4 protein-coding genes are annotated in these 6,000 nt (G+C 41.8%); all 4 read right to left on the bottom strand.

From position 1 onward, the window contains the following. Positions 1-94 precede the first annotated feature (94 nt). The 4 genes from DP116_RS01970 to DP116_RS01955 are packed head-to-tail and all read right to left on the bottom strand — an operon-like array spanning position 95 to position 5,416. Positions 95-1,351 carry a glycosyltransferase gene (locus DP116_RS01970; protein WP_169153573.1) on the bottom strand — a complete coding sequence of 419 codons (1,257 nt, stop codon included), beginning with the start codon at positions 1,349-1,351 and terminating at the stop codon, positions 95-97. Between the two features lie 37 nt (positions 1,352-1,388). Beyond that, positions 1,389-2,615 (bottom strand): glycosyltransferase family 2 protein, encoded by a 1,227-nt coding sequence (locus tag DP116_RS01965; RefSeq protein ID WP_169153572.1) that lies wholly within the window; start codon positions 2,613-2,615, stop codon positions 1,389-1,391. A 12-nt stretch (positions 2,616-2,627) separates the two neighbouring features. Continuing rightward, positions 2,628-3,209 carry a serine O-acetyltransferase gene (locus DP116_RS01960; RefSeq protein WP_169153571.1) on the bottom strand — a complete coding sequence of 194 codons (582 nt, stop codon included), beginning with the start codon at positions 3,207-3,209 and terminating at the stop codon, positions 2,628-2,630. Beyond that, positions 3,194-5,416 (bottom strand): GumC family protein, encoded by a 2,223-nt coding sequence (locus tag DP116_RS01955; RefSeq protein ID WP_169153570.1) that lies wholly within the window; start codon positions 5,414-5,416, stop codon positions 3,194-3,196. Before DP116_RS01955 ends, DP116_RS01960 begins: the two co-directional genes overlap by 16 nt. Between the last annotated feature and the right edge of the window lie 584 nt (positions 5,417-6,000).

Raw genomic sequence — 6,000 nt, 5'->3', positions numbered from 1 at the left:
GTATATTAGTATACTTATAGTTTTATTGATTTTTTTCATACTAAGTACACGTCACCCTAAAACATGTCAGCTACTTAAACTTTTAAAAAGTGAATCATGTTAAATATTTCTTAATTAGATCACTTCGCTCCTGATAAACGGTTTCTTCATCAAAAAACTGACCAGATAATGCAGCTTCTCGAATCAACTTACTTAATTTTGGTCGATCGCAATTCAGTTCAACAACTAAGTCAGCCAGTTTTTGCCAGTCGTTCATTGGGACAAATGCACCACCTCCATATTGAGACACCAGATCTTGGGAATAGGAGCTTTCATAACCAACAATAGGACAACCAGAAACTATTGATTCAACCAGACACCGAGGTGATTCTGGTGTTTTATGGCAGAAAAGAAAGATGTGATTTTCTCTCATCGTCTGCAAAATTTTGCTTTGGTCATCAACAAACCCAACTAAATTAACACGGTCAGCAATGCCCAACTCTTGAGTTAACGACTTCATCTTCAAAAGAAGTGGTCCATCTCCAACCCAAGTTGCTTTGACATCAACACCAGCTTTACAAATCCGATCCACGACCCGCAGCCAATCGAGTGGTCCTTTCATGTCTGCTGCTCGTCCTACATAGCAAATCCGTAAAGGTTCATTAGACAAGAGTGACTTGATTTTGAGGTCTATGCTTGGTTCGTCAATTTGATCAGACTTTTTTGTATGAACATCATAAATACAATGGGGCTGTTTGCAAAAAGGTGAATATGCTTGATAGCAATCTTGCCCTTGAAAAAGTCCTAGGCTGCTTTGACGAATCAAGTATCGTTGATAGCGTTTCATCAATGGTAGGTGCAAAGACTCTTTAATGCGGCTCTTGAGAGGCAAACTTTGCAACATTCGACTGATGACCTCATACTCAACGCGATCCAACCACGCAGTGTAAGGTCGTCTAAGCTTTATGGCTTCTAAAGCAGCGATTCCTCCCCAATCTCCAATAGGTCGAGCGATGACGAAACAAAGATACTGGTTTTGCTGTATCTTTTCGTTCAATAATTCGCGTGTCTTTGCATATACCTTTGTAAAGTCTCGCAATTTATATGCGTACGGTAGTGGCACTAATTCCAGTTGGTCTGCACACGGCAAATCTTTCACTGCTTGCCATTTTGTGCCAGCAGTTGAAGAATTTTGTTGTTGTACAGCGATGTGTTCTGGTAAGGCAGGACCAGCGATCACAAGTCGCTTAAAGTTTTCTGCCCAGCGAACTAAACCCGCGCAGGTTTGATCATCCAACCCCAATTGACCGTCTACTTCCCTAAGCGGAACTGAGTTTACTAACAAAAGACTATTCTGTTGAATTTTATTCATAACGTTTTTAATCTCAACGTTTTGTATAATATCTCAACTAAGAATCACTTGCGTTAACTGAGTCCCTTTCGGTACGAACCCACACGCTTTGAGGCTTGACTAAAAACTTGAAATAAACTGGAATTTTCCAGAGAATGTAAAAAGGAACAGTTAAAAGTTCGCGCAGAGGAAGATCTTGTCGAGCGAACTTAGTCCAAGCTGTTAGAATTGCAATGAGGAAACAAAGTCCCGCTGTGGCAATGATAACTGCTGGCATCAATGATGCTCCTAAAACCCCAAAAACCAAAGAAAGTGCCATGAGCACTAACCAAATAACAACAAGCAGGGATAAAGGTGGCACACATAAATCTAAAACGCTCACCAACAAGTCGAACCTTTTTTGAAAGACTGCTTGTTTAAGCAAGATGGGGACATAGGTCTGCATAATTTGTAAATGACCATGATCCCAACGAGTTCTCTGACTTTTGGCAGCCTGCGACTGCTGTGGCAAATATCCAGTGACTTTTGCCGATTGGCAAAATACTGGTCTGTATCCAGCTAAAGTCAGATCCAAGCCTAGTTTTAAGTCTTCAAGGAGGTGAGAGTTGGCTACATTAACTGAACGAATCACTGTCCAAGGGAAAGCCATACCTGTGCCAAGCAATGGGCAGGACTGTCTAAGTCTGGCTAATCCAAGGGGACGAACTAAATTCCTGACGATGTTAGAAAACTGTGAAACAAAGTCTTTTGATGACTGCGAGTTTTTTGGTCTGCTCATCAAGTAGGTCGCTTGGACAGGTGCGTTCATGGCGATCGCATACTGACTCAACAGCGAAATCGCATCTGGATGGACTGTACAGTCAGCATCAACAATCACAACTACATCAGGAGGAGCCGACTCAAGAAACTGTAGACCGTAATCTAAGGCATATCCCTTGCCTTTGCGATCAAGGTCTTGACGCTCAATCACTGTAGCACCTTTGGCACGAGCAATTTCTGCTGTTGTGTCGCTACAATTGTCCGCAACAACAACCAAACTGTCCTGTCTGTTTAAGGTTGGGAGCAGTTTTTCTATTGTTGAACCGATAACAATCTCTTCATTGTGTGCAGGAACCAAGACAGCCACTTTCAAATCTGGGCAATTGTCTTTATTAATACAAGAAGTGATTGGCAATAGAGCCGCAGTACATTCAATCAAAAAAAATACGCAGACAATAAATAGACCACTAGCGCTTACTAACAGAACAATATCAGTAAACGAAGCCATGAATTGGCTCATTGACATGGCATTGTTACCTCAAAGATGTGAATTGCCAACTTTTTCAGAATGGATGATTCTTGCAGGTATCCCAACTGCTGTTGCTCCGGCGGGAACATCGCACAGAACCACGGCATTAGCACCGATACTTGCGTTATCTCCAATAGTGACGTTGCCAAAGATTTTTGCACCAGCACCGACATTGACATGTTTACCCAATTTCGGTGCATCAAGCGGGCGATCCAGGTAACGGTTGCCTAAAGTAACTCCTTGGCGAATAATACACTCATCTCCAATAGAGCAGTCTCCGTGAATGACTATTGCTCCTTGATGTTCAACAATGACGCGACGACCAAGTTCCACAGAGTAGGGTAGTTCTATTCCGTAATGATTCCGAACCTTGCGAAACAGCATTCGATAGAGAATGCTCAAAGGCGCTCGCAAAAGTAGTGGTTTAATCTTCATCCGCCAAACTCCAAAACGGTGAACTACCACTGCTCGAAATCCAGGCTTAGTCCAATCACGTCCGTGGGCAATCCAGTCTTCCTGAATCAGTTGCCAAAGACCTATAGGAGATTCTGCTTGGTCTGTATTGACCGTCAGGTTTATTTGTACACCCATTGTTCATTCCCCTTTGCAGTTTCTACAACATCCTGACCTCCTCTAACATTAGAATAGTAAAAGTGATTGGCAGATTCCTGCTTCAAGTTTACAGCGTTGGCAATCATTCCCAGAATCCTAGCTTCAGAACGTTCCAGCAAGGATTTTGCGGCTGTGGCGCTTGCTGAATCCACAACACCTGGTCGAGCGACTAGCAAAACTCCATCTGCCATTTTTCCTAAAACTGCTGCATCAGCAGTCCCAGCTAAAGGAGGAGTATCAAATACGATGTAATCGTAGCGATCGCAGAACGTTTCAATCAGAGTCGCCATCCTATCTGAGTCAATCAACCCAAGGGGATTAGGAGGTTGCACTCCAGCTGTGAGGATCGATAACTCTTTTGTCACTGTTTGCACAGTTTGCGGAAGTTGATCTTGACCAACAATCACGTTGCTTAAACCGACTGAGTTTACCAGACCCCACAGGTGATGTTGCGATGGTTTACGCATATCTGCATCGACTAGGAGAACTCGCCGTCCCGCCTGAGCCAATACTGCAGCTAAATTGGCAGAAACTTCTGACTTCCCTTCACCAGGTACAGAACTCGTTACTACAATTGTGCGAACTTTCCTATGGCTAATGAACTTTAGGTTTGCCTGGAGCATTTGATAAGCTTCATGAACCACCGAGCGAGGAGAGGTTGCGACAATAATTCGAGCAGAGGCTTTGTCTGACATCAAGTTAACAGGAGCGGATGTCTTCTTCGATTCAAACTTAGGAATTAGTCCCAGCAAAGTGTAACCAAAAAATGTCTCTGCTTCCTTAACCGTTTTTAAGGTTCTATCTATTAAGTCTACAAAGAATGCTGCTGCTGTACCCAGTAATAACCCGACAAATACACTGCCTCCTCCTAAAAGGAATGTTATTTTCGAGACAGATGGTTTTTTAGGAACCTGAGCAAGTTGAATTTCTTTTGCATTGCCAACAGTTTGCTTTTCTGCTACTTCGATGTCCTGTAGTCTGGTCACAAGATTTTCGTAGTTCTTTTGCGCGATAGACAGCCTTCGTTCTAAATCTCCTTGTTTTTTCTCTAAATTTGGTAGGGCAGAAAGTTTCTGCTTATAAGTTCCTCGGATATTAGACAATGCTTGTAGCTTGTTTTCCAGACCCTGGCGTTGCGCTTGTATGAGTGCATATTGAGTCGTCAGATTTTCCTTTATTCTTCCTATCTGCAACTTAGCAGGAGCAACGTTTTGTTGAGTTCCTAAAACTTGCTTAACTCCAGATGGTCCTAAAACCTGTTCAACCCGCTGTTGTAATAAAGCATTTAAAGTTACTTCTTTATTTTCTAGCTCAGTGATAGCTGGATGCTTACTGGTGTAGCGTGCTTTTTCATTTGCTAGCTTAGTTTGTACCTTCTGTAACTCAGTTAAGACTTCTTGTACACCAGGTATCTGACTTATGGAGGTAATTTCTACAGCCTGAGAGCCTGCCAAATTCAGTTGACTGCGGATTTTTTCTTCCTGAGCACTCGTATCTGCTAGCGCCGCCCGAGCTCGGTTGATTTCCTCATCTATCTGAGCCACATTTTGAACAGCGGCACTTGCCTCTTCTGGAAGCTCGATAATCTTATTCCGAGTTTTAAACTCACGTAATCCCTCTGCTGCCTGGTTTAATTCTCTTTGAGCCTCTGGCAGTTGCTTTTTGATAAATTCACCCGCAGCAACCACTTGAGTTCTATTGAACTGAATATTCTTTGCTACGTATGATTTCATCACCTGATTGACCACTGATGCTGTCAATGCCGGATTTTCTGAAGTGTAGGAAACCTTCAGTACATCTGTACCTACAATTGGTTCAACCTTGATTCTCAGCGACTCCGGATCAAGGGCGTTTCCTTTTTTATCTTTTAATCCTAGAGTATCAATAACCTCCTTTAAAATTGGCTCTGATTTCAAAATTACAGCTTGTGTTTCAAGGGGATTACCCTCACGCATTAAGGATTCAAGATCACCGATCTTTTCTCCCACTTTTGTCAGCGACGAGGTTCTGTCTGATTTAAAAAGAAGCATCCCACTCGCCTGATATTCAGGTTTTTGAAGGAATATAAGAAACGACGAGAATCCTATCGAAGCGAGAAGGACTCCTACCACAATTGGCCAACGGCGTTTCAAAACCAGCCAGTATTTTTGAATCTCTACTTCTTCTTGATAGCCTCTAGTCTCCATAGAAGTTCCCTAATCACAGTTTAGTACGAAGTTGGAGCCAATAATGAATTTGATATAAATACATTAGCTTTATAGTATAGGCTATCTTTGCCACTCATCGAAAATGATTTCTATCGGTTTCTCATACAAAGACAAAACTGATCGTTTTTGTCCTTAAATATTAGCAATTGTTTCGTGAATAATTTGAGTATTGCTATCGATTTTGACGCGGAAGTGTTAAGTTGGCACAATATTCATGCTAAATCATAGCTTTATTTTTCCGTATTTTCAAGTAGAATTAGAGAAACTTCTTTAAAGATATTGTAAAGTTTACTGTGTAGCTCATCAAGTGGGAAAAGTCAGAAAAGTATGTTTTAGGCAATACTTTCAGAAACAACATTCAAATTAATGACTATAAATCTTTAAGTATCAACCACTATTGCCCTGCACTATACTCTAGGCAATCACTCAAACATTCAAATTTCACTTTTTTCCCTGATGTCGGTGATGTATCAATATTCTTAGCCATATCCTACTGGTTTCTCAACATTCCGGTTTGATCAGACTTAAAGCCGCCACCAAGCTGATGCTTTGGTGGCGGTAGA

This window comes from Brasilonema bromeliae SPC951 (assembly GCF_012912135.1).
Classification (GTDB): Bacteria; Cyanobacteriota; Cyanobacteriia; order Cyanobacteriales; family Nostocaceae; genus Brasilonema; species Brasilonema bromeliae.
The sequence above is the reverse complement of the archived record's forward strand: the minus strand, read 5'-3'. Positions and strand labels throughout refer to the sequence as shown.